Genomic DNA, 23590 nt, shown 5'->3' with positions numbered 1-23590 from the left:
GAAAAAATCAAATTTTTTTGATTATTTTGCAGGAACGGAAGATGAATATTGCAAAATCACTGCCGTTTCACCGGAAAACGACCGATTCTATCCGGAAATTTGTGCATAAATATGAATCGGGGACATCACGATGAAAATGATTGACACGACTTTGCAAATAGAATAAAATAAAGACAATAATTGTATGGCCGGGTGCGGCCAAATAAAGATGGGACAAGGAGGTTCTGTAAACAGGAACAGCCTTGTTATTTTTATTTTTAGGGGGATATGGTTTTGAGCAAATACACCAAGGAGGACATCATCCGGATTATCCGGGAAAATGACGTGAAATTTGTCAGGCTGCAATTTACGGACATTTTCGGCACCTTGAAGAATGTGGCCATTACGACCAGCCAGGTGGAAAAAGCACTGGATAACAAGTGTATGTTCGACGGCTCTTCCATCGAGGGCTTTGTGCGTATTGAGGAGTCCGATATGTATCTCTGGCCGGATCTGGACACTTTTGTTATCTTGCCCTGGCACACCCGGCACGGGAAGATTGCCCGGCTGATCTGCGACGTCTACAAGCCGGACGGCACGCCGTTTGAAGGGGACCCGCGCTACATCCTGCGCAAAGCGATCCAAGATGCAGCGGACATGGGATACAGCTTCAACGTGGGGCCGGAGTGCGAATTCTTCCTGTTCAATACCGACGAGTATGGCCATCCCACCACCATCACTCATGATACGGCGGGCTATTTTGACATGGGGCCGTCCGATCTGGGCGAGAGCTGCCGTCGCGATATCTGCCTGACCCTCGAGGACATGGGGCTTGAGATTGAGGCCTCCCACCATGAGGTGGCGATCGCTCAGCACGAGATCGACTTCAAATACAGCGAAGCGCTCTCTGCGGCAGACAACATCCTTACCTTTAAGATGGTGGTAAAATCGGCGGCCGATTCCCACGGCCTGTGTGCAACGTTTATGCCAAAGCCGGTCTATGGCCAGTGCGGTTCCGGTATGCACACCAACATGTCCCTATTTAAAGATGGAAAGAATGCGTTTTATGACCCGGATTCGGAATCCGGCCTGAGCGAAATCGCCCATCAGTTCATCGCCGGCATCTGCAAGCATGTCAAGAGCATCAGCGCGATCACCAACCCGCTGGTCAATTCCTATAAGCGCTTGGTCCCCGGCTATGAAGCGCCCTGCTATATCGCCTGGACAACCTGTAACCGCAGCGCCCTGATCCGCGTTCCGGACACCCGCGGGGTGGGGACACGCGTGGAACTGCGTTCCCCGGACCCGGCGTGCAACCCGTATCTCGTCTTTGCCGTGCTGCTGCAAGCGGGCCTGGAGGGAATCCGCGAAGGGATGACCCCGCCCCCGCCGGTCAGTGCAAACATCTACGATATGAAGGAAGCGGACCGCAAGAAGCTGGGCATTGAGAACCTGCCCGCCGACCTGATCGACGCGGTGGAGTGCATGGAGGCCGATCCCTTTATCCGCGAGGTATTGGGCGATCACGTCTATACAAAGTATGTGGAGGCCAAACGGCAGGAGTGGAAAGAATATACCACGCGTGTGTCCCAGTGGGAAATCGAGCGGTATTTGAACAAATTTTAATGTTTTGTAGCGGACGGCTTGGAAACGGGACGCAGTGAGCCATATAATGGTTGAAAATTTGAACCATGCCGGAAGGAGCAGTGGACCTGAGCCTGCGGCCCACTGGTTTCTGTAAATGCGGAGCATGTGCTCTGGAAATATTATCTGAGACAGCGATGACGGTGTTTGATGCATTGAATACGTGCTTCCAATTTGCATAAATATGTCTTAGTAAGAGAATGTGTGTCCAACGGTTTCTGATGAAGCTGCGCGGTGTTCCTGAAGAGAAGCGTCGTTCTGGAACGCAGTATCTTGAGTAATTGAAACTTTTCTTGCCAGGAGGACAGTCCCATGAAATTTACAAAAATGCACGGCACCGGAAACGACTATATCTATGTCAACGGCTTTGAGGAGAAGCTGGAAAACCCTTCAGAAGCGGCGGTCAAGCTGAGCGACCGCCGGTTTGGGATCGGCTCCGATGGGCTGATCTTGATTTTGCCATCCGACGTGGCAGACTGCCGCATGGAGATGTTCAACGCGGACGGTTCCATAGGGAAGATGTGTGGAAACGGCATCCGCTGTGTGGCGAAATATGTCTACGACCGCGGGCTTGTGAAAAAGGACGTCCTGCGTGTGGAAACCCGCAGTGGTGTGAAAACCTTGCAGCTGCGTGTGGAGGATGGAAAGGTCGCTTCGGTGCGCGTCAATATGGGGCAGCCGGAGCTGGACCCGGAAAAAATCCCGGTCTTGTTTTCAAAGGACCGCATGGTGGACGAAGAGGTGTATACGCCCTCTGGAAACGTGTGGAGGGTCACCTGTGTTTCGATGGGCAACCCGCACGCGGTGATTTTTGTTGACGATGTGGAGGGAGTGAATCTGCCTGCAATTGGCCCGGAGATGGAAAAGCACGCGATGTTCCCGGAGCGTGCCAATATCGAATTTGCACAGGTGACCGGCCCGCATGAAGTGCAGATGCGCGTTTGGGAGCGCGGGTCCGGGGAGACCCTTGCCTGCGGTACGGGCGCGTGTGCCTGTGCGGTGGCCTCTGTGTTGACCGGAAAGACGGACCGCGATGTGACGGTGCATTTGCGTGGCGGAGATTTGCATGTTTTCTGGGATCCGGATACGGACGACGTTTATATGGAAGGCCCCGCCGCTTTTGTCTTTGACGGGACTGTCGAAATCTGATATAATATCTTATTGGTCATTCTGTGTGCTAAAACGAATTTTAGGAGGTTTTCGATTTGCTGAAAGTCAATGAGAATTTTGTCAAGCTTCCTGCCAGCTATCTGTTTGTGGACATCAACAATAAGGTGAACGCCTTTATGAAGGAGCACCCGGAGCAGGAGATCATCCGTCTGGGGATCGGCGACGTGACCCGTCCGCTGCCAAAGGCAGTCGTCGAGGCGATGTGTGCCGCTGCGAAGGAGATGGGCGAAGCGGAGACGTTCCGCGGCTATGGCCCCGAAGCGGGTTATGCGTTCCTCCGTGAGGCAATCGCAAAAAATGATTTTCAGGCCCGCGGGATTGATATTTCTGCGGATGAGATTTTTGTCAGCGACGGCGCGAAGAGCGACACCGGCAGCATCGGCGACATCTTTGGCGTGGACAATGTCGTCGCGGTATGCGACCCGGTCTACCCGGTCTATGTGGACACCAACGTCATGGCCGGACGTGCGGGCGATTATGTAGAGGGCAAAGGTTGGAGCAAGATTGTGTACATGCCTTGCAAAGAGGAAAACGGCTTCTTACCGGAGATCCCGCAGCAGCCGGTGGACATGATCTATCTGTGTTTCCCAAACAATCCCTCCGGAGTGGGTATTACAAAGGAAGCTTTGAAAAAATGGGTGGATTATGCGTTGGAGAATCAATCCATCCTTCTCTATGACGCGGCATATGAAGCATTTATCACCGATCCGGACATGCCCCACAGCATTTTTGAGATCGAAGGGGCCAAGAAGTGCGCAATCGAATTCCGCAGTTTTTCCAAGACGGCGGGCTTTACCGGCACACGCTGCGCGTTCAGCGTGATCCCGAAGGAGCTCGAATACGACGGAGTATCCCTCAATAAGCTCTGGGACCGCCGCCAGTCCACCAAGATGAACGGCGTTTCGTATGTCGTCCAGCGCGGCGCAGAGGCGGTTTATTCCGAGGAAGGCAAGAAGGAAGTCCGTGAGAACATCGCCTATTACCTCAACAATGCAAAGATCATCCGCGAGGGCTTGAAAAAGGCGGGCTTCACAGTCTATGGCGGCGAGCATTCCCCCTATGTGTGGCTCAAGACGCCGCAAGGGGTTTCCTCCTGGGAATTCTTTGACATGCTGCTGGAGAAGTGCGGCGTGGTCGGTACGCCGGGCTCCGGATTTGGTGCAAATGGGGAAGGCTTCTTCCGCCTGACCTCTTTCAATACAAAAGAAAATACGGAGAAGGCGCTTGCGAAGATCGTAGCGGCCTTTGCCGGTTAAAACATTGCTTTGTGGTCGAGCGCCCCGCTTAGATGTAAGTCGGGGCTGTTTGACTGTAAATATACAAGATAGGGATTTGGGAATTTATTATTTTAGAAACGGTTGGTGATTGAATGAAAGCAGTCCTTATGCTCGAGAATGGCATGACATTTGAGGGCACGGGTTTCGGCTATGAGCACGACGTCCTGTGCGAAGTCGTGTTCAACTCGGCCATGTGCGGCTATACCGAGCTGCTCACAGACCCATCGTATGCTGGCCAAGGCGTTGTGATGACCTTCCCGTTGATCGGAAACTATGGCATCTGCTACGACGATGCGGAGTCCACAAAGCCGTGGCTGGGCGCATTTATCGTTCGCTCCGTCTCTGGCATTGCCAGCAATTTCCGCTGTGATGTGGATCTGGACACCTATTTAAAGCAGAATAAAGTGCCCGGCATGTGCGGCATTGATACCCGCGCGCTCACCCGTGTTCTGCGTGAAAGCGGTACGATGCGCGGCATGATCTCTTATGGCGAGGCGATCGACCTGGCTGCGATGAAGAAGCAGATCGACGCGTTTGTGCTGAAGTCCTACGTGCCGGAGGTCAGCGACCGGGAGGGAAAGGTCTATGGCGACGGCCCCATCCGTGTGGCTCTGGCCGACTACGGTGTGAAGCATAACATCATCCGCTGCTTGGTCAAGCGCGGCTGTACGGTCAAATGTTTCCCTTATGACGCCTCCATGGAGGAGATTCTGGCATTCTCCCCCGACGGCGTTATGCTGAGCAACGGCCCTGGCGACCCGCAGGCGTGCGTCAAATCCATCGAGGAGCTCAAGCGGCTGTATAACCACGGCCTCCCGATTTTCGGCATCTGCCTCGGCCACCAGCTGATGGCGTTGGCGCAGGGCTTTGATACCTACAAGTTGAAATATGGCCACAGAGGGATCAACCATCCGGTGAAAGACCTCGAAGCCAACCGTGTATACATCACTTCCCAAAACCACGGCTTTGTCGTCAATGCGGACACCGTCGATCCCGCTGTTGCGGACGTCAGCTTTGTCAGCATGAACGACGGCAGCGTGGAAGGCCTGCGTTATAAAAACGGCCGGGTCTTTACGGTGCAGTTCCATCCGGAAGCTTCTTCCGGCCCGCTGGACACCGGGTTCCTGTTTGACAAATTTATCGATCTGATGGGAGGGAGCCGCATATGAGCAAGAATCCAAATATCAAAAAGGTTGTCATCATCGGCTCCGGCCCGATTATCATCGGCCAGGCGGCGGAATTCGACTATGCGGGCACGCAAGCGTGCCGCGCCATCCGGGAAGAGGGCGTTGAAGTCGTCCTGATCAACTCCAACCCGGCGACGATCATGACGGACAAGCAGATCGCCGATAAAGTGTACATCGAACCGCTGACCGTGGAGACCATCAAAAAGGTCATTATCAAAGAAAAGCCGGACAGCATCCTGCCGACCCTGGGCGGCCAGAACGCGCTGAACTTGGCGGTGGAGCTGGAGGAATCCGGTTTCCTGAAGGAGCACAATGTCACGATGATCGGCACCAGCGCCGATACAATCCGCATGGCGGAGGACCGCGAGCTCTTCAAAGAGGCGATGGAGCGTATCCACCAGCCCTGCGCAGAGAGCGAGATCGCGGAGGATCTGGACCGCGCCTTGCAGGTGGCGGAGCGCATCGGCTACCCGGTGGTGGTTCGCCCGGCGTATACCCTCGGCGGCAGCGGCGGCGGCATCGCATATGACCGCGAGCAGCTGATCTCCATCGCGTCCTTGGGCCTGCACCGCAGCCGTGTGCATCAGGTTCTGATCGAGCGCTGCATCTCCGGCTGGAAAGAGATTGAATACGAAGTGATGCGGGATAAGAACGGCAACTGCATCACCGTTTGTAATATGGAAAACTTCGACCCGGTGGGCGTGCACACCGGCGACTCGATCGTGGTAGCACCCTGCCAGACGCTGGCGGATAAGGAAACCCAGATGCTGCGCAGCGCGGCGCTGGATATTATCACGGAGTTGGGCGTCGAAGGCGGCTGCAACGTGCAGTTTGCCCTGAACCCCAATAGCTTTGAATACTGCGTCATCGAGGTAAACCCGCGTGTGAGCCGCTCCTCGGCGTTGGCTTCCAAAGCGACAGGCTATCCGATCGCAAAGGTGGCCTCTAAGATTGCGCTGGGGTACACGCTGGACGAAATCCCCAATGCAATCACCAAGAAAACCTACGCCTGCTTCGAGCCGACGCTGGACTATTGCGTCGTGAAAATCCCGAAGTGGCCGTTCGACAAATTCCAAAATGCCAAGCGCCTGCTGGGAACCCAGATGAAGGCGACCGGCGAGGTCATGGGCATTGCCCCGACGTTCGAGGGCGCGCTGATGAAGTCCGTGCGCTGCTTGGAAGTCAATATGATGAGTCTGATCGATAAAAACCTCAAGGGATTGAGCGACGATGCGATCGGCGAGCGCCTGCACGTCGTAGACGACCGCCGCCTGTTCGTCTTGGCGGAGGCACTGCGCCGTGGCTTTACAGCGCAGGAGATCCACGACATCACAAAGATCGACCTGTGGTTCCTGGACAAGCTGGTTTCCATCGTCAATGTTGAAAAAGCGCTTGCTTCCGAAGAGCTTGACCGGGCGTTGCTGTTCAGGGCAAAGGACTACGGCTTCCTGGATGAGACGATTTCGGAACTCAGCGGGAAGAGCATCGAAGAGATCCGCAAGCTGGAAGATGAATGGAACATCAAGCCCGTCTATAAGATGGTCGATACCTGCGCGGCGGAATTCGATGCTGCAACGCCTTACTATTATTCCAGCTACGGTTCGGAGAACGAGTCCATCTGCCAGAAGGACCGCAAGAAGGTGCTGGTCATCGGTTCCGGCCCGATCCGCATCGGGCAGGGCATCGAGTTTGACTTCTGCTCCGTCCACAGCGTTTGGGCGCTGCGCGACCTCGGCTATGAGACCATCATCATGAACAACAACCCGGAGACCGTCAGCACGGACTTCGACATTGCGGACAAGCTCTATTTTGAACCGCTGACCCCTGAAGATGTGCTCCATGTCGTGCAGTTGGAGAAGCCCGACGGCGCGGTGGTGCAGTTTGGCGGCCAGACGGCGATTAAACTGGCCGGCGCCATCGAAAAGATGGGAATCCCGATTTTGGGCACCTCGTTTGACAGCATCGACGCAGCGGAGGACCGCGAGCGTTTTGATGCGATCTTGAACGAGTGCGAGATCCCGCGCGCCGCAGGCCGCACGGTATTCACCTGTGCGGAGGCGCTTGCCGCTGCGAATGAGCTGGGATACCCGGTCCTGGTGCGCCCGTCCTATGTGCTCGGCGGCCAGGGGATGCACATCGCCTACAGCGACGAGGATGTGATCGAAGACATCGGCGCCATCAACCAGATTGCACAGGAGCACCCGATTCTGGTCGATAAATATATCATGGGCACGGAAGTGGAAGTCGATGCGGTGTGCGACGGAATCGACTCGGTGATCCCGGGTATCATGCAGCACATCGAACGCGCTGGCGTACACTCCGGCGACAGCATTTCCGTCTATCCCGCGGTGGATGTAAGCAAGGAAATGCAGGACATCATCGTCGAGTACACCCGCCGCCTGGCGAAGGCGCTCAAGGTCAAGGGCCTGCTGAATATTCAGTTTATTGTGAAGGACAACCAGGTCTATGTGATCGAGGCCAATCCGCGTTCGTCCCGTACGGTCCCCTACATCAGCAAGGTGACCGATATCCCAATCGTCCCGCTGGCGGTCGGAACCTTCTTCGGGAAGACCCTGCCGGAGATGGGCTATGAATATGGATTGCAGCCTGAAAAAGAGCTCATCGCCATCAAGATGCCGGTGTTCTCCTTTGAAAAGCTGTATGGTGCGGACGTCAATCTCGGGCCGGAGATGAAATCCACCGGCGAGGTTCTGGGCGTGGCCCGAACCTTTGACGAGGCGATGATCAAGGCGTTCTACGGCGCGGGCACCCACATGATTAAAAAGGGTCGTGTCATTATCACGGTTAAGAACAGCGATAAACAGGAGGTTCTGCCGATTGCGCGCGGCCTGTATGAGCTGGGCTGGACGATCTATGCCACGGCGGGCACGTCCGATTTCCTGAATGACAATGGCATTCCCACCATCCGCACCAATAAGATTGGCGCCGGGAAGCCGGACATTCTGGATGTGATCTTGTCCGGAAAGATCGACCTGGTCATCAACACGCCTTCGAAGGGCGTGGCGCACAACCGCGACGGCTATCTCATCCGCCGCAATGCGGTAGAGGCCGGCATTCCGTGCTTGACCTCGTTGGACACCGCCAATGCATTCCTGACCTGCGCACAGCACGTGGAGACGACGCAGCTGTCGGTCATCGATATTACGACGGTATCCAGCTTCTTAAACTTCATCTAAAACCGGTCAGCGCCGGGGGCTTTCACCCCCGGCAATGCCTGTTTCCCGACTTTTTAAATTGAATCGAACTAGGAGGATTTTGATCATGAAAAAGTGTGAGCAGATTTATGAGGGAAAAGCCAAAAAGGTCTTTGCAACGGACGATCCGAACCTCTGCATTGTTGATTATAAGGACGACGCAACGGCGTTCAATGGCCAGAAAAAGGGCACGATTGTGGGCAAAGGCGTGGTAAACAACCGCATGTCCAACTTTATGTTCCAGCTGCTGGAGAAGCACGGCGTTAAAACCCACTTTGTTGAGGAGCTGAGCGACCGCGAGACATTGGTGAAAAAGGTTTCGATTGTCCCGCTGGAAGTGATTATCCGCAACCTTTCCGCCGGTTCTTTTGCGAAGCGTTACGGCGTGGAGGAGGGCATCGAGTTTGCCCAGCCGACCATCGAGTTTTCCTATAAGAACGACGACCTCGGCGACCCGCTGATCAACGATTATCACGCTTTGGCGCTCGGCCTGGCCACCCAGGAAGAGATCGACACCATCAAGGCGATGGCGTTCAAGGTCAACGAGGTGATGAAGGAATACTTCAAGAAGCTCGATGTTATTTTGGTCGACTTTAAGCTGGAATTCGGAAAGACGGCAGATGGCGAAATTGTCCTTGCCGATGAGATTTCCCCGGACACCTGCCGCTTCTGGGATGTCCATACCCATGAGAAGCTGGATAAGGACCGCTTCCGCAGAGATTTGGGCGGCGTAGAAGAGGCGTATGCCGAGATGATGAAGCGCATCGGGCTTTAAGCGCTTGCCCGGCCGGTTCGTTTGACAATCCATAATTTGATTAGGACGGTGAGCTTTTGAACGGTTCTGTAATGGAGTTTGATTATTCGAAACCGCATGAGGAGTGCGGTGTATTCGGCGTCTATTCGATGGATGGCGCATTGAACCCTGCATATGCCACATACAACGGGCTCTTGGCCCTCCAGCACAGAGGGCAAGAGAGCTGCGGCATTGCCGTAAACGACCAGGGGGTCATTTCCTGTTATAAAGATATGGGATTGGTGACGGAGACCTTCAATGATAAAATTCTGCGGGAATTGAAGGGCCAGATCGCTGTCGGCCATGTGCGGTATTCCACCGCGGGCGCGAGCGTCCGGGAAAACTCCCAGCCGCTTGTCATGCGATACATCAAGGGAACGTTGGCGATTGCACACAATGGAAACCTGAGCAATGCCTATGAGCTCCGGCATGAACTGGAGCATCGCGGCTGCATTTTTCAAACCACGATTGATTCAGAAGTGATTGCCTACCTCATCGCGCGGGAGCGCGTGAAGGCCCCCTCCATAGAGGAGGCGGTCTACCGTGCGATGCCGAAGGTTCAGGGGTCCTATTCCATGATTGTGATGAGCCCCCAAAAATTGATTGCCGTACGCGACCCGAACGGGTTCCGTCCGCTCTGCATTGGCCGCGTGGAGAACAGCTATGTGTTTGCTTCGGAGACCTGTGCGCTTGATGCGTGTGGGGCAGAGTTCGTGCGTGATGTGGAGCCCGGTGAAATTGTCGTGGCGGATAAAGACGGCCTCCGCTCGATGACGCTCCCCAATAAAGCTGCAAAATCCCTTTGCGTGTTTGAATACATTTATTTTGCCCGTACGGACAGCGTGGTGGATGGCATCAGCGTCTACGAGGCACGCAAAGAGGCCGGGCGCCTGTTGGCTCGCCAGCATCCCGTGGATGCCGATATGGTGATCGGTGTGCCTGAGTCCGGGATCGACGCGGCGATTGGATATAGCGAGGAGTCCGGCATCCCCTACCAGAAGGGCATTGTCAAAAACAGCTATATCGGGCGTACCTTCATCAAGCCGGATCAGGCTTCGCGGGAACGCAGCGTGCGCATCAAACTGAACGCCCTGGGCACGGCAGTCAAAGGGAAACGCGTCGTAATGCTGGACGACTCCATTGTGCGTGGTACGACATGCGCGCGGATTGTGTCCATGCTCAAGGACGCCGGTGCGAAGGAAGTCCATCTGCGCATCAGCTCCCCACCGTTCCTTTGGCCTTGCTATTACGGGACGGACATCCCCTCCAAAGACGAGCTGATCGCCTGTAAGCATACGATTGAGGAGATTGGCAAGATGAGCTTTGCAGACTCCATTGAGTTCCTAGCGTTGGAAAATCTGCCGAAGATGTTGGGGATAGAGAGCGATTGTGGGCATTACTGTGATGCCTGTTTCTCTGGGCGTTATCCGGCCGCTGTCCCAAGCCATTCCATGGCTTCGAAAGAAAATAAATATTGTGTGCCGATCAGAAGAGATTGATGGAGGTTGTCAATTTGAAGAATACGTATGAGTCGCCGCTGTCCGCGCGGTATGCGGATGCTGAGATGAAGTTCCTGTTTTCCCCCGATAAAAAGTTCCGCACGTGGCGGAAACTCTGGATTGCTTTGGCGGAAACGGAAAAAGAGCTGGGGCTTCCCATCACCCAGGAACAGATCGACGAACTGAAGGCCCACGCGGAGGACATCAACTATGAGGTGGCGGAAGCACGTGAAAAAGTGGTGCGCCACGATGTGATGTCCCATGTCTATGCATATGGCGAGCAGTGCCCGAAGGCGCGCGCGATCATCCATTTGGGCGCAACCTCCTGCTATGTGGGGGACAATACGGATGTCATCATTATGACCGAGGCGTTGGAATTGGTCCGCCAGAAATTGGTGGGCGTGATCCGTGTGCTTTCGGATTTTGCGATGCAGTATAAGGATCTGCCCACCCTGGCGTTCACCCATTTCCAGCCCGCCCAGCCGACCACCGTGGGAAAACGTGCTACGCTCTGGATCCAGGATCTGCTGATGGATCTGGAGGATGTGGAATACCAGCTGAGCAAGGCGAAGCTGTTGGGCTCGAAAGGGACCACCGGCACGCAGGCCAGTTTCTTGGAGCTGTTCGACGGCGACTATGAAAAGGTAAAGCAGCTGGATCAGAAGATCGCGGAGAAGATGGGCTATCGCGCATGTTTTGCCGTCTCCGGGCAGACGTATTCCCGTAAGCTGGACAGCCAGATCTTGTCCATCCTGAGCGGAATTGCACAGAGCGCGGCAAAATTCTCCAACGATATCCGCCTGTTGCAGCATTTGAAAGAGGTGGAAGAGCCGTTTGAAAAGAACCAGATCGGTTCTTCTGCCATGGCGTATAAGCGCAACCCGATGCGTTCCGAGCGCATCGCTTCCCTGGCGCGCTATGTGATTACGGACAGCTTGAATCCGGCGATCACGGAGGCAACCCAGTGGTTTGAGCGTACGTTGGACGATTCCGCGAACAAGCGCCTCAGCGTCCCGGAGGGATTCCTGGCGGTGGACGGTATCTTGAATTTGTACAACAATGTGGCGGACGGCCTGGTCGTATATCCAAAGGTGATCGAGCAGCATTTGCGCCGGGAATTGCCCTTTATGGCGACGGAGAACATCATGATGGACGCCGTCAAGCGCGGCGCCGACCGCCAGCAGCTGCATGAGCGCATCCGTGTGCACTCCATGGCCGCTTCCAAGGTTGTGAAAGAAGAGGGCGGGGAGAACGACTTGCTTGCGCGCATCGCCGGGGACCCGATCTTTGGCGTTACGCTCGACGAACTGCATACGATTGTCAGCCCGGAGAAATATGTGGGCTGTGCGCCGATGCAGACGGAGGAGTTTATTCAGAATACAGTCCGTCCTATTTTGGACAAATATGCGTTTGTGCCAACGGAAAAGGCAGAGATTAACGTATAAACCACCGATGTGCGGAGTTTGGCCGCCGCCCCCTTGCGGGAATTTCCCGGGAGGCGGCGGACTTGGTTTTGCACGGATGTTTTTAGATTGAAAAGGCAGGTGTATTATTTATGGTAACAGCAATTGTGGGCGCCAATTGGGGCGACGAAGGTAAGGGGAAAATTACCGATGTAAAGGCAGCGGAATCCGATATTGTGGTTCGTTTTCAGGGCGGCAGCAATGCGGGCCATACCATCATCAACAACTATGGGAAATTTGCGCTGCACCAGCTCCCGTCCGGCGTGTTTTATGATCACATCACAAACATCATCGGCAATGGCGTGGCATTGAGTGTGGAGAATTTCATCAAAGAACTCCAGTCTTTGGAGGAACGCGGTGTTCCGAAGCCGAAGATTTTGGTTTCCGACCGGGCCCAGGTGGTCATGCCGTACCATGTGGAACTCGATTCCATGGAGGAAGCGCGTCTTTCGTCGAAGTCCTTTGGTTCCACGAAATCCGGAATCGCGCCGTTCTATTCCGATAAGTTTGCAAAAATCGGTTTTCAGGTCAGTGAGCTCTATGATGATAAAGCCAGTATCATGGAGAAAATCGCGCATGTTCTCGATCTGAAGAACGTATTATATAGGGATTTGTACCATCAGCCCGAGTTAAAGGCAGAGGACCTGTATGAGAAACTGATGGAGTATAAAGAGATGCTGGCGCCCTATGTGGCGGACACCTTCACGCTTCTGCACCAGGCGGTCAAGGATGGGAAGCACATCTTGCTGGAAGGACAGCTTGGCGCATTGAAGGACCCGGACTTCGGTATTTATCCGATGGTGACCTCCAGTTCCACGCTGGCCGGCTATGGGGCCGTAGGCGCGGGCGTGCCTCCTTATTCCATCCAGGAAGTCATCACCGTGGTAAAAGCGTATTCCAGCGCCGTGGGCGCAGGCGAATTTGTCAGCGAGATCTTTGGCGAAGAGGCCGATGAGCTGCGCCGCAGAGGCGGAGACGGCGGCGAATACGGCGCAACGACTGGCCGCCCGCGCCGGATGGGATGGCTCGATCTGGTTGCGACCCGCTACGGCTGCCAGGCGCAGGGAGCCACCTGCATTGCGTTTACCGTGCTGGATGCGTTGGGATATTTGGATGAGATCCCCGTGTGCGTGGCCTATGAATTGGACGGCAAGCGGATCGATACCTTCCCGCCGACGGCGCAGCTGAAGCGCTGCAAGCCGATCCTGGAGACGCTGCCCGGTTGGAAATGCGATATCCGCGGCATCAAGAAGTATGAAGACCTCCCGGAGAATACCCGCAGATATATTGAGTTTGCGGAAAAAGCAATCGGTGTGCCGGTCAAGATCGTTTCCAATGGCCCGGCCCGTGAGGACATTATCTATCGGTAATTCCGCAGACGGCGGGGAGTTCCCGCGCATAAGGAGGTAACAGTATGTGTGGAATTGTAGGATACATCGGCGGCGATCCTGCTGCACCGTTCCTTTTGCAGGGCTTGGAAAAGTTGGAGTACCGCGGTTACGACTCCGCTGGGGTTGCTGTTTATGACGGTACATCCCTTCGGGTCGTCAAGGCAAAAGGGCGCCTCCAGGTCCTCAAAGACTTGATTCATGACGGCAAAGATGTCCCGGGTACCGTGGGAATCGGCCATACCCGTTGGGCGACGCACGGCGCGCCTTCGGATATCAATTCCCATCCTCAGGTGAGCGATTCAGGGAAATTTGCGGTGGTACACAATGGGATCATTGAAAATTATCTCGCATTAAAGCAACATTTAATCCGCCGCGGCGTCTCCTTTGTGTCAGAAACAGACACAGAGGTGGTGGCGCAGCTATTGGAGTATTATTATAAGGGCGACATCATGGATGCGGTCATCAAAGTACTGCAAAAGGTAGAAGGCTCTTATGCGTTGGGAATCATTTGTGCGGATAAACCGGATCAACTCGTGGCGGTGCGCAAAGACAGCCCGCTGATCATCGGCCTTGGGCAGGAGGAAAATTTTATCGCCTCAGACGTCCCAGCAATCCTGAGCAGAACGCGCGACATTTACCGTTTGAATGACAACGAGATTGCGATCATCCAGCGCGAAGGGGTGCGCATCTATGACATGGATAAGGAGCTGATCCCCAAAGAACCAGTCCATGTGGAGTGGGATGTCACCGCCGCTGAAAAGGGCGGCTATGAGCACTTTATGGCAAAGGAGATCATGGAACAGCCCAAAGCGGTGCGCGATACCATTTCGCCGCGCATCAAGGATGGGCGGATTGTTTTGGACAACATCACGCTGACAGCGGACCAGCTCAAGACATTTCGAAAGATCTTTATTGTGGCCTGTGGTTCCGCCTACCATGTGGGAATGGTGGCGAAATATGTATTGGAGAAGATGACCCGGATTCCCGTGGAAGTGGATGTCGCATCCGAATTCCGCTACAGGGAGCCGATCATCGACGAAAAGGTGCTGGTGCTGGTGATCAGCCAGTCCGGGGAAACCGCCGATACATTGGCTGCTATGCGTGAGGCAAAGCGCCTGGGCGCGCGAACTCTTTCGATCGTCAACGTGGTGGGGAGCTCCATCGCAAACGAGTCCGACGATGTGATCTATACATGGGCTGGCCCGGAAATCGCGGTAGCGACGACAAAGGCGTACAGTACACAGCTGGCTGTCGTATACTTGCTGGCCATTTACATGGCGGATCTGTCGGGGTGCCTTACCGCCGAAGAATATGCAGCCTATCTCACAGAGCTGCAGGCTCTGCCGGATAAAATTGAAAAGATCCTTCAAAATCGGGAAAACATCCAGTATTTGGCTTCCCAGCATTTTAACGCAAAGGATGTATTCTTTATCGGACGCAACCTAGACTATGCAATGTCCCTGGAGGGCTCCTTGAAGCTCAAGGAAATCTCCTACATCCATTCGGACGCCTATGCCGCAGGGGAGCTCAAACATGGCACCATCTCCCTTGTGGAGGATGGAACCCTGGTGATCGCGTTGGCCACTCATCAGAATTTGTTTGACAAGATGATGAGCAATGTGAAGGAAGTCAAGGCGCGCGGTGCGGTTGTGCTGGGAATGACGACGGAGAACAACACGCAGATCGAACAGGTAACGGATCATGTGTTCTACATTCCGCAGACTTGTGATGTGATGTTACCGTCGTTGACCGTCATCCCGTTGCAGCTATTTGCCTACTATGTGGCATCCATGAAGGGCTGCGACATCGATAAGCCGCGCAACCTGGCAAAATCTGTGACAGTGGAATAGTTCTCAAAGACAAGGAAGGGAAAAGAAATCATGCTGAAAAACGAAGCGGTTCTCATTTTGGACTTCGGCGGACAGTACAGCCAGCTAATCGCACGCCGGGTGCGCGATTGCAACGTGTACTGTGAAATCAAATCCTATAAAACCCCGGCGGAGCAGATTGCCGGGGCGGGATATAAGGGGATTATCTTTTCCGGAGGGCCCAATTCCGTCTATGCAGAGGATGCTCCGGTTTGCGATAAAAAGGTGTTCGACCTAGGAATTCCTGTTCTGGGGATTTGTTATGGAGCGCAGCTGATGGCATACCTGTTGGGAGGAAAGGTCAGCAGCTCTGAGGTGCGCGAATATGGGAAGACGCCAGTACGGGCACAGGCCAATGCAGCGTTGTTTCAAAAGGTACCGGAAGAGTCCGTCTGCTGGATGAGCCATACAGATTATATTGCAGAACCGCCAGCAGGATTTACCATCACCGCGGTGAGCGATGCCTGCCCGGTTGCGGCAATGGCAAACGAGGCCCGGCGTCTTTATGCGTTCCAGTTCCATCCGGAGGTTGAGCATACTGTATATGGAACGGATATGTTAAAAAATTTCTTGTTCCAGGTGTGCGGCTGTTCCGGTAGTTGGAAGATGGATTCCTTTGCCGAGGAGACCATCCGTCAGATCCGCGAAAAAGTAGGGGATAAGCGCGTCTTGTGCGCGTTGTCCGGAGGTGTGGATTCTTCGGTTGCAGCTGTTTTGGTGCACAAAGCGATTGGAAAAAGTCTGACTTGCATCTTTGTGGACCATGGTATGCTGCGCAAGAACGAAGGAGACGAAGTGGAGCGCGTATTCCGCCAGCAGTTTGATATGAATCTGATCCGCATCAATGCGCAGGACCGCTTTTTAAGCAAATTGGCTGGAGTGACAGAACCGGAACAGAAACGGAAGATCATTGGGGAAGAATTTATCCGTGTGTTTGAGGAAGAGTCCCGTAAGCTGGGAAAGATTGAGTTCCTCTGCCAAGGGACGATTTACCCCGATGTGGTGGAGAGCGGCACCGGAGAAGCAGCGACCATTAAAAGCCATCACAATGTGGGCGGTCTCCCAGAAGATGTAGGATTTGAAGGGATTATAGAGCCTTTGCGCGACCTCTTTAAGGATGAAGTACGCAGGGTGGGCATCGAGCTGGGCATCCCCGCAAATTTGGTTTGGCGGCAGCCGTTCCCTGGCCCGGGCCTTGGAATCCGCATTATGGGCGAAGTGACGCCGGAAAAATTGGAGATTTTAAAGGATGCGGACGCTATCTTCCGCGAGGAAGTCGCAAAAGCGGGCCTTGACCGCGATATTAACCAGTATTTTGCGGTGCTGACCGGTATGAAGAGTGTTGGCGTTATGGGGGACGGCCGTACGTACGACAATACCATTGCTTTGCGCGCTGTCACAACGACCGACTTTATGACCGCCGATTGGGCGCGTATTCCCTATGAAGTATTGGAAACCGTCAGCACACGAATTGTCAATGAGGTCGAAAATGTGAACCGGGTAGTTTATGATATAACGAGTAAACCGCCTGCCACCATTGAGTGGGAATGACGCTCGAAACGGCGAAAACCCGCATGAATACAGGCTTTTTTGCCCGTCCATACTGCTCTTGATACTGGATTGATACTATTTGTGTCCGCCCGGTATTCTCAAGAGAAAAATCCCAAAAGGACAAGCAAAACCGCCCTGCTGAACGACAAATTCAGCAGGGCGGTTTTTTTGCTTGTCTTATTTATTTTTCCGCCAAGGGATATAATATTCGCTTTCCAGGCCATCGTCGCAGGTATGGGGCCAGTTGAGTTTCCATTCAAAATACTCTTCCCTGGTGATCTCCCCGGCGTGTAACTCCTGCTGACGAAAAAGCCATTCCCGCATGAACTCGTCCACAAGGCCATACTGGAAGTACATACCCACGGGAGGGTGTGCGGGCCAGTCATCGCTATCATTGTACCGTACAGCGGTATCATCAGCGGCCCCTGCTCTGCCCGGATTGCGGACAAGTTGGAACAGGCGGATAGCGCCAGGGCTGTCCTCGTCCAGCCAGAAGAATGTCCGCATGAAGTCCTCGGCAGAGCCGGGGGCGATGGTGTAGAAGTTCTGGCGGTCTACCCGCAGCGCCTCGGCCATCTTGTCCAGCAGTTCCCGTTTCGGAACACGGTAATTCGTCTCATACTGGGCGATCCGGTTGTCCGCTCCCTTTTCCTCAAAGCCGATAGCAAGCCCCAATTCCTTTTGTGTCATGCCTCGAAAGGTGCGGATTTTCTTTATCTTGTCTCCGACTGTCATAATATCCCACCGCCTTTGCCAATAGTATAGCGCAAAAAAGCGAAAGATGCAAGATAATCTTTAACAAAAATGCGAAATAAATTCTTGACATTAACACTTATGTTAATGTATAATGAAGATGGTGACATTAACATATTTGCGAAACTAAAATAAGGAGGTGCTGACCATGGAAAAGGAGCTGTTTGTGAGAGCAGAGGAGGTCGCCAGGGAGCTGGGCATTTCCAAGCCCTACGCCTACAAGCTGGTGCGGGAGATGAACGAGGAGCTGAAGAAAAAAGGCTTTCTCACCATTCCCGGACGGGTAAGCAGGCGCTACTTCGAGGAAAAATTCTATGGGCTGCGGGACAGACAATAAGGAGGGAACCACAATGCCGGCATACAAAGACAAGGCAAAGGGCACATGGTATGCGTCCTTTTACTACGAGGACTGGACGGGCAAGAAAGTAAAGAAAATGAAACGGGGCTTTCCCACCAAGCGGGAGGCTCTGGAGTGGGAGCGGACATTCCTGCAACAACAGACCGCCGACCTGGAAATGACCTTTGAAAACTTCGTGGCTGTCTATGTGGCGGACATGAAAGGCCGTATCAAGGAAAACACCTGGGGGACGAAAGAGCATATCCTCTACAAGAAGTTGGTGCCGTACTTCGGCAAGCGGAAGATGTGCGACATTCACTCCAAGGAGGTCATCGCCTGGCAGAATGAAATGCTGGGTTACCGGGACAAGAACGGCAAGCCCTACTCTCCGGTGTACTTAAAAACGCTGCACAATCAGTTGAGCGCCGTGTTCAACCATGCGGTACGGCACTACAATCTAAAGGTCAATCCCGCTGCCCAGGCGGGCAATATGGGAAAGCCAAAGGGACGGGAAATGCTGTTCTGGACAAAGGCGGAGTATCTGAAATTCGCCGAGGCCATGATGGACAAGCCCCTTTCCTATTACGCCTTTGAAATGCTCTACTGGTGCGGCGTCCGGGAGGGGGAGCTGCTGGCCCTCACTCCTGGCGACTTCGACTTTGAGAAACAGACCGTCACCATCTCCAAGTCCTACCAGCGGATTAAGGGCAAGGATGTGATTACCGACCCCAAGACCCCTAAGAGCAACCGGGTCATTCAAATGCCCGCTTTCCTCTGTGAAGAAATGCGAGACTATATCAAGAGCCTGTATGGGGTGAAGCCCACCGACCGCATTTTCACGGTGACAAAATCCTACCTCCACCGGGAGATGGACAGGGGTGCGAAAGAGGCCGGGGTAAAGCGGATCAGAATACACGACCTGAGGCACTCCCACATTTCGCTGCTCATTGACATGGGCTTTACGGCCCTGGCAATCGCTGACCGGGTGGGACATGAAAGCATTGATATTACCTACCGCTACGCCCACCTGTTCCCCACCCGGCAGGCGGAGATGGCGGACAAACTGGACATGGAGCGAAAGGGGGCCTAAATCATGTCAGTGAAAAATCTTGACCGACACAACCGCTGGAGAAACAAAACTGTGGCTTTCCGGGTGTCCCCGGATGAGGACAGGGAAATTGAAACCGCTGTGCGGCTCTCCGGCCTTACCAAACAGGACTACATCACCCGACGGCTGCTGTGCCGGGATGTGGTGGTACAGGGCAACCCCAGGGTGTATAAGGCCCTGCGGAACGAGCTGGCCGCCGTTCTGGAAGAACTGGAGCGTATCGAGGCCGGGAATGGCGTGGATGGGGAGTTGCTGGACACCATCCGGCTGATCGCCGCCATCATGGACGGCATGAGGGAGGATTGATAGATGGATAGATTGCAAGAGAAAACGGCTGCCCCATATCCGCCTGTTGGCGCAGACGGGGGACAGTCGCTCTCACAAAAACCTAACCAAAGTATAGCAGAGGGCGTGACAGAACACAAGCCCCCGGAAAGAGATTTGGAGGAAATCCTGCGGCAGATAAGCCGGGTCAATGACCCGGCCTATCTGCCTACCGTGTCTATGAATGACCTCTACGAACAGGTGTACCCCGGCAGACCTCCTGTGGTAGACGGTCTGCTCTATGCGGGGACATATCTCTTTGTGGGCGCTCCCAAGGTGGGCAAGTCCTTTCTCATGGCCCAGCTTGCCTATCATGTGAGTATGGGCCTTTCCCTGTGGGGGTATGAGGTGCGCCAGGGGACAGTCCTCTATCTGGCCCTGGAGGACAACCACCGTCGCTTACAGGAGCGGTTGTACCGGATGTTTGGAGTAGAGAGTACCGGAAACCTGTTCTTTGCCATCGGAGCTAAGCAGCTCGGCGGTGGCCTGGAGGAGCAGCTAAAGGGCTTTGTCCGGGAACACACGGACACCCGGCTTATTATCATCGACACCCTGCAAAAAATCCGGGAGGCCGGGGCAGAGAAGTACAGCTATGCCAACGACTATGAGGTAATCACCAAACTGAAACGGTTTGCCGATATAAGCGGGGTTTGCCTCCTGGTTGTACATCACACCCGCAAGCAGCAGGCCGATGATAAGTTTGATATGATCTCCGGCACCAACGGCTTATTGGGTGCGGCAGACGGGGCCTTTCTGCTCCAAAAGGAGCGGCGGGCAGACAACGCCGCCACCCTGGACATTTCTGGGCGGGATCAGCAAGACCAGCGCCTCTACCTCAAGCGGGACGAGGAACGGCTTGTGTGGGAGCTGGAGCGGCGGGAAACGGAGCTGCGGCAGGAGCCGCCTGACCCGGTGTTGGAGGCTGTTGCCGCCCTGGTAACGGCGGAACGGCCAGAGTGGAGAGGGACGGCCACGGAACTTGTCGCCGCCCTGGGGCTGGATATGAAACCCAATGCCCTGGCTATGCGGCTGAATGTCCGGGCGTGGCGGCTGTCCTATGAGTACCACATCCACTATGAAAGCGCCCGAACCCATGCCGGGCGGAGTATCAAGCTCACGTTGGAGGAACCCCAGGCGTGACGACCGTGACAGCTGTGACAGCTTTTCGGAGTGCGGAGGCGGTGTGTAAAACATCGTCACGGTCGTCACGGCTGTCACGGGGAGCGGGGGCGAAAGTCAAGGGGGGCATACCTGCGGGTGGAGATTGCCGCAAGTCAATACAACCCGTACCCCTTGACTTTCGGCCCACGGAAAACACTTGCCGGGCGGTGGAAAGGCCCCTGGCCTTTCCACCCTGCCCAACGGCGAGTGACAAAGTTTAGGCGGGGTGCAGGGTGCCCTTTTCAAAGGGCGGCCCTGCTGGGGGAGGCAACCGCAGTTGCCGGGGGCAAAGCCCCCACACCACCCCGTAGGGCGCAAATGCGCTTTTGATGGCCGTCAGGCTGTCAAAAGTGCTTTTGCGTTACTTTCGCAGAAAGTAACAAAGGCTCGCCGCTTGCGCGGCGGAAAAGGGAGGAGGGATTGATTTGAAAAGGACAATCAGCGCCATGGTGGGCCAAGGATCGGTGAACCATAACAGTAGAAAATTCCACGCCAAGAACACTGACCCGGAACGCTCCCACTTGAATATAACCTACTGCCAGGAGAATATCAAGGCGGTGTACCATGAACTCTTTGACGAGGCTCTGGAACGGTACAACGCTAAACAAACCAGGGCCGACAGAAGGATAGAGGATTACTATGAGAAGATCCGCTCCGGCAAGCAGGAAAAGCCGTTCCATGAAATCATCCTGCAAGTGGGCAATCGAGATGATATGAGCGCCGACAGCGAGGAGGGACAGCTTGCGGCAGCGGTTTTGGACGAGTACATGAAGGGCTTTCAAGAGCGCAACCCCCAACTCCGGGTGTTCTCTGCCCACCTCCACATGGACGAGGCTACGCCCCATCTGCACATTGACTTTGTACCATTCACCACCGGGAGCAAGCGAGGGCTGGACACGAGGGTATCTTTGAAACAGGCGTTAGCGGCCCAGGGTTTCCAGGGCGGCACCAGAGGGGACACAGAGTGGAGCCAGTGGGTGCGCTCGGAAAAGGAGCAGCTTTCCCTGGTCATGGAGCGCCACGGGATTGAGTGGGAGGACAAAGGCACCCACGACAAGCACTTGTCTGTGCTGGACTACAAGAAAGAGCAGCGGGCAAAGGAGATCGCCGTTCTGGAGACGGTCAAGGCGGAGAAAGAAAACCAGGTGGAGAGCCAGGAACGGCGGCTCAAAGAACTTGCCCCGGCGGTGAAAAATATGGAGCGGTTGGCAGCGGATTTCTCCGCCAATCCGGAGGAGATTTTGCCGGAGCCGGGAACGCTGGAAACAGGCCGGGCCTACCGAGAGAAAAAGGCAAAGCCCCTGCTGGCCCAAATCGTCAAGGTGCTGCGCTCCCTGTATCTGGCCTATGTGGAGCTGCGGGGGAAATTTGAGCGTCTGCAAGGGGACTATGGCCGGGTGAGGGAGAGCAACATCCGCCTGTCTGATCGATTGCAGGAGGTCAAGTTGGAAAACAAGGCCATGCGGCAAGTCTCCGCTGACTATGAGCGGGTCAAAAGGGCCTTTGGCCCAGAACAAGTGGACAGAATATTAGAGGCAGCTTACCAGCAGGAACATGCCGAAAAGGAACGGAAACGGGCCGCAAAGTCAAAAATTCGGATAGACGCACGATAATCACCAAAACCGGAGGGTATTCCAGTGAATACCCTCCGATTTTATTTGTGGAATCGGTAAAATGATTTCTTGTTTTTTAGAGCGTACTATGATATACTGCTATTATCCTGATTTGAGGAGTCTATCAAATATGCGGCAAGGTATTCTTAAATAAAATTTGATAATGGGCGCAAAAATGATTGCCCCTTGCAGGGGCTTGGTTTTTGTACCCAATTTTAAGAATACTTTTGCCTTTTTAGTAAATATCGTGACGGACCGCGGCTTATGTAAGTCGTGTATGTTTCTGTGTGTCCGAAGTCATGATCCCCAGCGGTAAAAGTATTAGCCGCTGGGGATTTTTGCGCCCATTCGGGCCTTGTATGGAGGATAGACATGAACATTATCAATATCGGGATTCTTGCCCATGTAGACGCTGGAAAGACGACCTTGACGGAGAGTCTGCTATATGCCAGTGGAGCCATTTCAGAACCAGGGAGCGTCGAAAAAGGGACAACGAGGACGGACACCTTGTTTTTGGAGCGGCAGCGTGGGATTACCATTCAAGCGGCAGTCACTTCCTTCCAGTGGCACAGATGTAAAGTTAACATTGTGGATACGCCCGGCCACATGGATTTTTTGGCGGAGGTGTACCGCTCTTTGGCTGTTTTAGATGGGGCCATCTTGGTGATCTCCGCGAAAGATGGCGTGCAGGCCCAGACCCGTATTCTGTTCCATGCCCTGCGGAAAATGAACATTCCCACCGTTATCTTTATCAACAAGATCGACCAGGCTGGCGTTGATTTGCAGAGCGTGGTTCAGTCTGTTCGGGATAAGCTCTCCGCCGATATTATCATCAAGCAGACGGTGTCGCTGTCCCCGGAAATAGTCCTGGAGGAAAATACCGACATAGAAGCATGGGATGCGGTCATCGAAAATAACGATGCATTATTGGAAAAGTATATCGCAGGAGAACCAATCAGCCAGGAAAAACTTGCGCGGGAGGAACAGCGGCGGGTTCAAGAAGCCTCCCTGTTTCCGGTCTATCATGGCAGCGCCAAAAAGGGCCTTGGCATTCAACCGTTGATGGATGCGGTGACAGGACTGTTCCAACCGATTGGGGAACAGGGGAGCGCCACCCTATGCGGCAGCGTTTTCAAGGTTGAGTACACCGATTGCGGCCAGCGGCGTGTCTATCTGCGGCTATACAGCGGAACGCTGCGCCTGCGGGATACGGTGGCCCTGGCCGGGAGAGAAAAGCTGAAAATCACAGAGATGCGT

General features: G+C 54.4%; 18 protein-coding genes. 17 read left to right on the top strand and 1 reads right to left on the bottom strand.

Annotation, left to right across the window (positions count from 1 at the left end):
• Positions 1–273 precede the first annotated feature (273 nt).
• From I2E77_RS11840 to guaA, 11 genes are all read left to right on the top strand, one after another.
• Positions 274–1605 (top strand): glutamine synthetase family protein, encoded by a 1332-nt coding sequence (locus tag I2E77_RS11840; RefSeq protein WP_195451293.1) that lies wholly within the window; start codon positions 274–276, stop codon positions 1603–1605.
• Positions 1606–1935: 330 nt separating this feature from the next.
• Positions 1936–2772 carry a diaminopimelate epimerase gene (dapF, locus tag I2E77_RS11835; RefSeq protein ID WP_195451292.1) on the top strand — a complete coding sequence of 279 codons (837 nt, stop codon included), beginning with the start codon at positions 1936–1938 and terminating at the stop codon, positions 2770–2772.
• 56 nt (positions 2773–2828) lie between these two features.
• Positions 2829–4049, top strand: a complete 1221-nt coding sequence (locus I2E77_RS11830; RefSeq protein WP_087232459.1) for an LL-diaminopimelate aminotransferase — start codon at positions 2829–2831, stop codon at positions 4047–4049.
• A 113-nt stretch (positions 4050–4162) separates the two neighbouring features.
• On the top strand, positions 4163–5239 hold the full coding sequence (locus I2E77_RS11825) for a carbamoyl phosphate synthase small subunit (protein WP_195451291.1): 1077 nt from the start codon (positions 4163–4165) through the stop codon (positions 5237–5239).
• Complete coding sequence (gene carB / locus I2E77_RS11820) at positions 5236–8454, top strand: carbamoyl-phosphate synthase large subunit (protein ID WP_191362885.1); 3219 nt, start codon at positions 5236–5238, stop codon at positions 8452–8454. Before I2E77_RS11825 ends, carB begins: the two co-directional genes overlap by 4 nt.
• Positions 8455–8539: 85 nt before the next feature.
• Positions 8540–9247, top strand: coding sequence for a phosphoribosylaminoimidazolesuccinocarboxamide synthase (purC, locus tag I2E77_RS11815; protein WP_087232450.1), 708 nt, complete (start codon positions 8540–8542; stop codon positions 9245–9247).
• Between the two features lie 71 nt (positions 9248–9318).
• On the top strand, positions 9319–10764 hold the full coding sequence (gene purF / locus I2E77_RS11810) for an amidophosphoribosyltransferase (protein ID WP_087232640.1): 1446 nt from the start codon (positions 9319–9321) through the stop codon (positions 10762–10764).
• A 14-nt stretch (positions 10765–10778) separates the two neighbouring features.
• Positions 10779–12209 (top strand): adenylosuccinate lyase, encoded by a 1431-nt coding sequence (purB, locus tag I2E77_RS11805; protein WP_087232637.1) that lies wholly within the window; start codon positions 10779–10781, stop codon positions 12207–12209.
• A gap of 110 nt (positions 12210–12319) precedes the next feature.
• On the top strand, positions 12320–13597 hold the full coding sequence (locus I2E77_RS11800) for an adenylosuccinate synthase (protein WP_191521287.1): 1278 nt from the start codon (positions 12320–12322) through the stop codon (positions 13595–13597).
• Positions 13598–13641: 44 nt separating this feature from the next.
• Positions 13642–15468 carry a glutamine--fructose-6-phosphate transaminase (isomerizing) gene (glmS, locus tag I2E77_RS11795; RefSeq protein WP_195451290.1) on the top strand — a complete coding sequence of 609 codons (1827 nt, stop codon included), beginning with the start codon at positions 13642–13644 and terminating at the stop codon, positions 15466–15468.
• Between the two features lie 33 nt (positions 15469–15501).
• Positions 15502–17037, top strand: a complete 1536-nt coding sequence (gene guaA, locus I2E77_RS11790) for a glutamine-hydrolyzing GMP synthase (RefSeq protein WP_195451309.1) — start codon at positions 15502–15504, stop codon at positions 17035–17037.
• 177 nt (positions 17038–17214) lie between these two features.
• On the opposite strand, the gene I2E77_RS11785 is transcribed toward guaA, so the two are convergent.
• Positions 17215–17772 carry a helix-turn-helix domain-containing protein gene (locus I2E77_RS11785; RefSeq protein ID WP_004010378.1) on the bottom strand — a complete coding sequence of 186 codons (558 nt, stop codon included), beginning with the start codon at positions 17770–17772 and terminating at the stop codon, positions 17215–17217.
• 166 nt (positions 17773–17938) lie between these two features.
• Here I2E77_RS11785 and I2E77_RS11780 point away from each other — a divergent pair, with 166 nt between their 5' ends.
• From I2E77_RS11780 to I2E77_RS11755, 6 genes are all read left to right on the top strand, one after another.
• Entirely contained in the window at positions 17939–18127 is a 189-nt protein-coding gene (locus tag I2E77_RS11780) for a hypothetical protein (RefSeq protein WP_004010379.1), read from the top strand.
• A 13-nt stretch (positions 18128–18140) separates the two neighbouring features.
• A complete protein-coding gene (locus tag I2E77_RS11775) occupies positions 18141–19217 on the top strand; it encodes a site-specific integrase (RefSeq protein WP_004010380.1) in 1077 nt (358 codons plus the stop codon).
• A gap of 3 nt (positions 19218–19220) precedes the next feature.
• On the top strand, positions 19221–19541 hold the full coding sequence (locus I2E77_RS11770; RefSeq protein ID WP_004010381.1) for a plasmid mobilization protein: 321 nt from the start codon (positions 19221–19223) through the stop codon (positions 19539–19541).
• A 3-nt stretch (positions 19542–19544) separates the two neighbouring features.
• Positions 19545–20699, top strand: a complete 1155-nt coding sequence (locus I2E77_RS11765) for a helicase RepA family protein (RefSeq protein ID WP_195451289.1) — start codon at positions 19545–19547, stop codon at positions 20697–20699.
• Positions 20700–21145: 446 nt separating this feature from the next.
• On the top strand, positions 21146–22333 hold the full coding sequence (locus I2E77_RS11760) for a plasmid recombination protein (RefSeq protein WP_228275371.1): 1188 nt from the start codon (positions 21146–21148) through the stop codon (positions 22331–22333).
• Between the two features lie 372 nt (positions 22334–22705).
• Positions 22706–23590: GTP-binding protein (locus I2E77_RS11755; protein WP_207738253.1), on the top strand; the 885-nt coding region annotated here is incomplete at its 3' end.

It is taken from the genome of Anaeromassilibacillus sp. 1001302B_160321_C8 (assembly GCF_015554745.1).
GTDB classification, from domain to species: domain Bacteria; phylum Bacillota; class Clostridia; order Oscillospirales; family Acutalibacteraceae; genus Anaeromassilibacillus; species Anaeromassilibacillus stercoravium.
Note: the sequence above shows the minus strand (reverse complement) of the source record. Positions and strands in the feature narration are given on the sequence as shown.

Bases quoted from the DNA above. Each gene is read 5' to 3' on its own strand.
- I2E77_RS11800 (WP_191521287.1), top strand. From the start codon at position 12,320: ATGGTAACAGCAATTGTGGGCGCCAATTGGGGCGACGAAGGTAAGGGG.
- I2E77_RS11785 (WP_004010378.1), bottom strand. From the start codon at position 17,772: ATGACAGTCGGAGACAAGATAAAGAAAATCCGCACCTTTCGAGGCATG.
- glmS (WP_195451290.1), top strand. From the start codon at position 13,642: ATGTGTGGAATTGTAGGATACATCGGCGGCGATCCTGCTGCACCGTTC.
- purC (WP_087232450.1), top strand. From the start codon at position 8,540: ATGAAAAAGTGTGAGCAGATTTATGAGGGAAAAGCCAAAAAGGTCTTT.
- I2E77_RS11825 (WP_195451291.1), top strand. From the start codon at position 4,163: ATGAAAGCAGTCCTTATGCTCGAGAATGGCATGACATTTGAGGGCACG.
- carB (WP_191362885.1), top strand. From the start codon at position 5,236: ATGAGCAAGAATCCAAATATCAAAAAGGTTGTCATCATCGGCTCCGGC.
- I2E77_RS11765 (WP_195451289.1), top strand. From the start codon at position 19,545: ATGGATAGATTGCAAGAGAAAACGGCTGCCCCATATCCGCCTGTTGGC.
- I2E77_RS11780 (WP_004010379.1), top strand. From the start codon at position 17,939: ATGGAAAAGGAGCTGTTTGTGAGAGCAGAGGAGGTCGCCAGGGAGCTG.
- I2E77_RS11770 (WP_004010381.1), top strand. From the start codon at position 19,221: ATGTCAGTGAAAAATCTTGACCGACACAACCGCTGGAGAAACAAAACT.
- purF (WP_087232640.1), top strand. From the start codon at position 9,319: ATGGAGTTTGATTATTCGAAACCGCATGAGGAGTGCGGTGTATTCGGC.
- I2E77_RS11775 (WP_004010380.1), top strand. From the start codon at position 18,141: ATGCCGGCATACAAAGACAAGGCAAAGGGCACATGGTATGCGTCCTTT.
- dapF (WP_195451292.1), top strand. From the start codon at position 1,936: ATGAAATTTACAAAAATGCACGGCACCGGAAACGACTATATCTATGTC.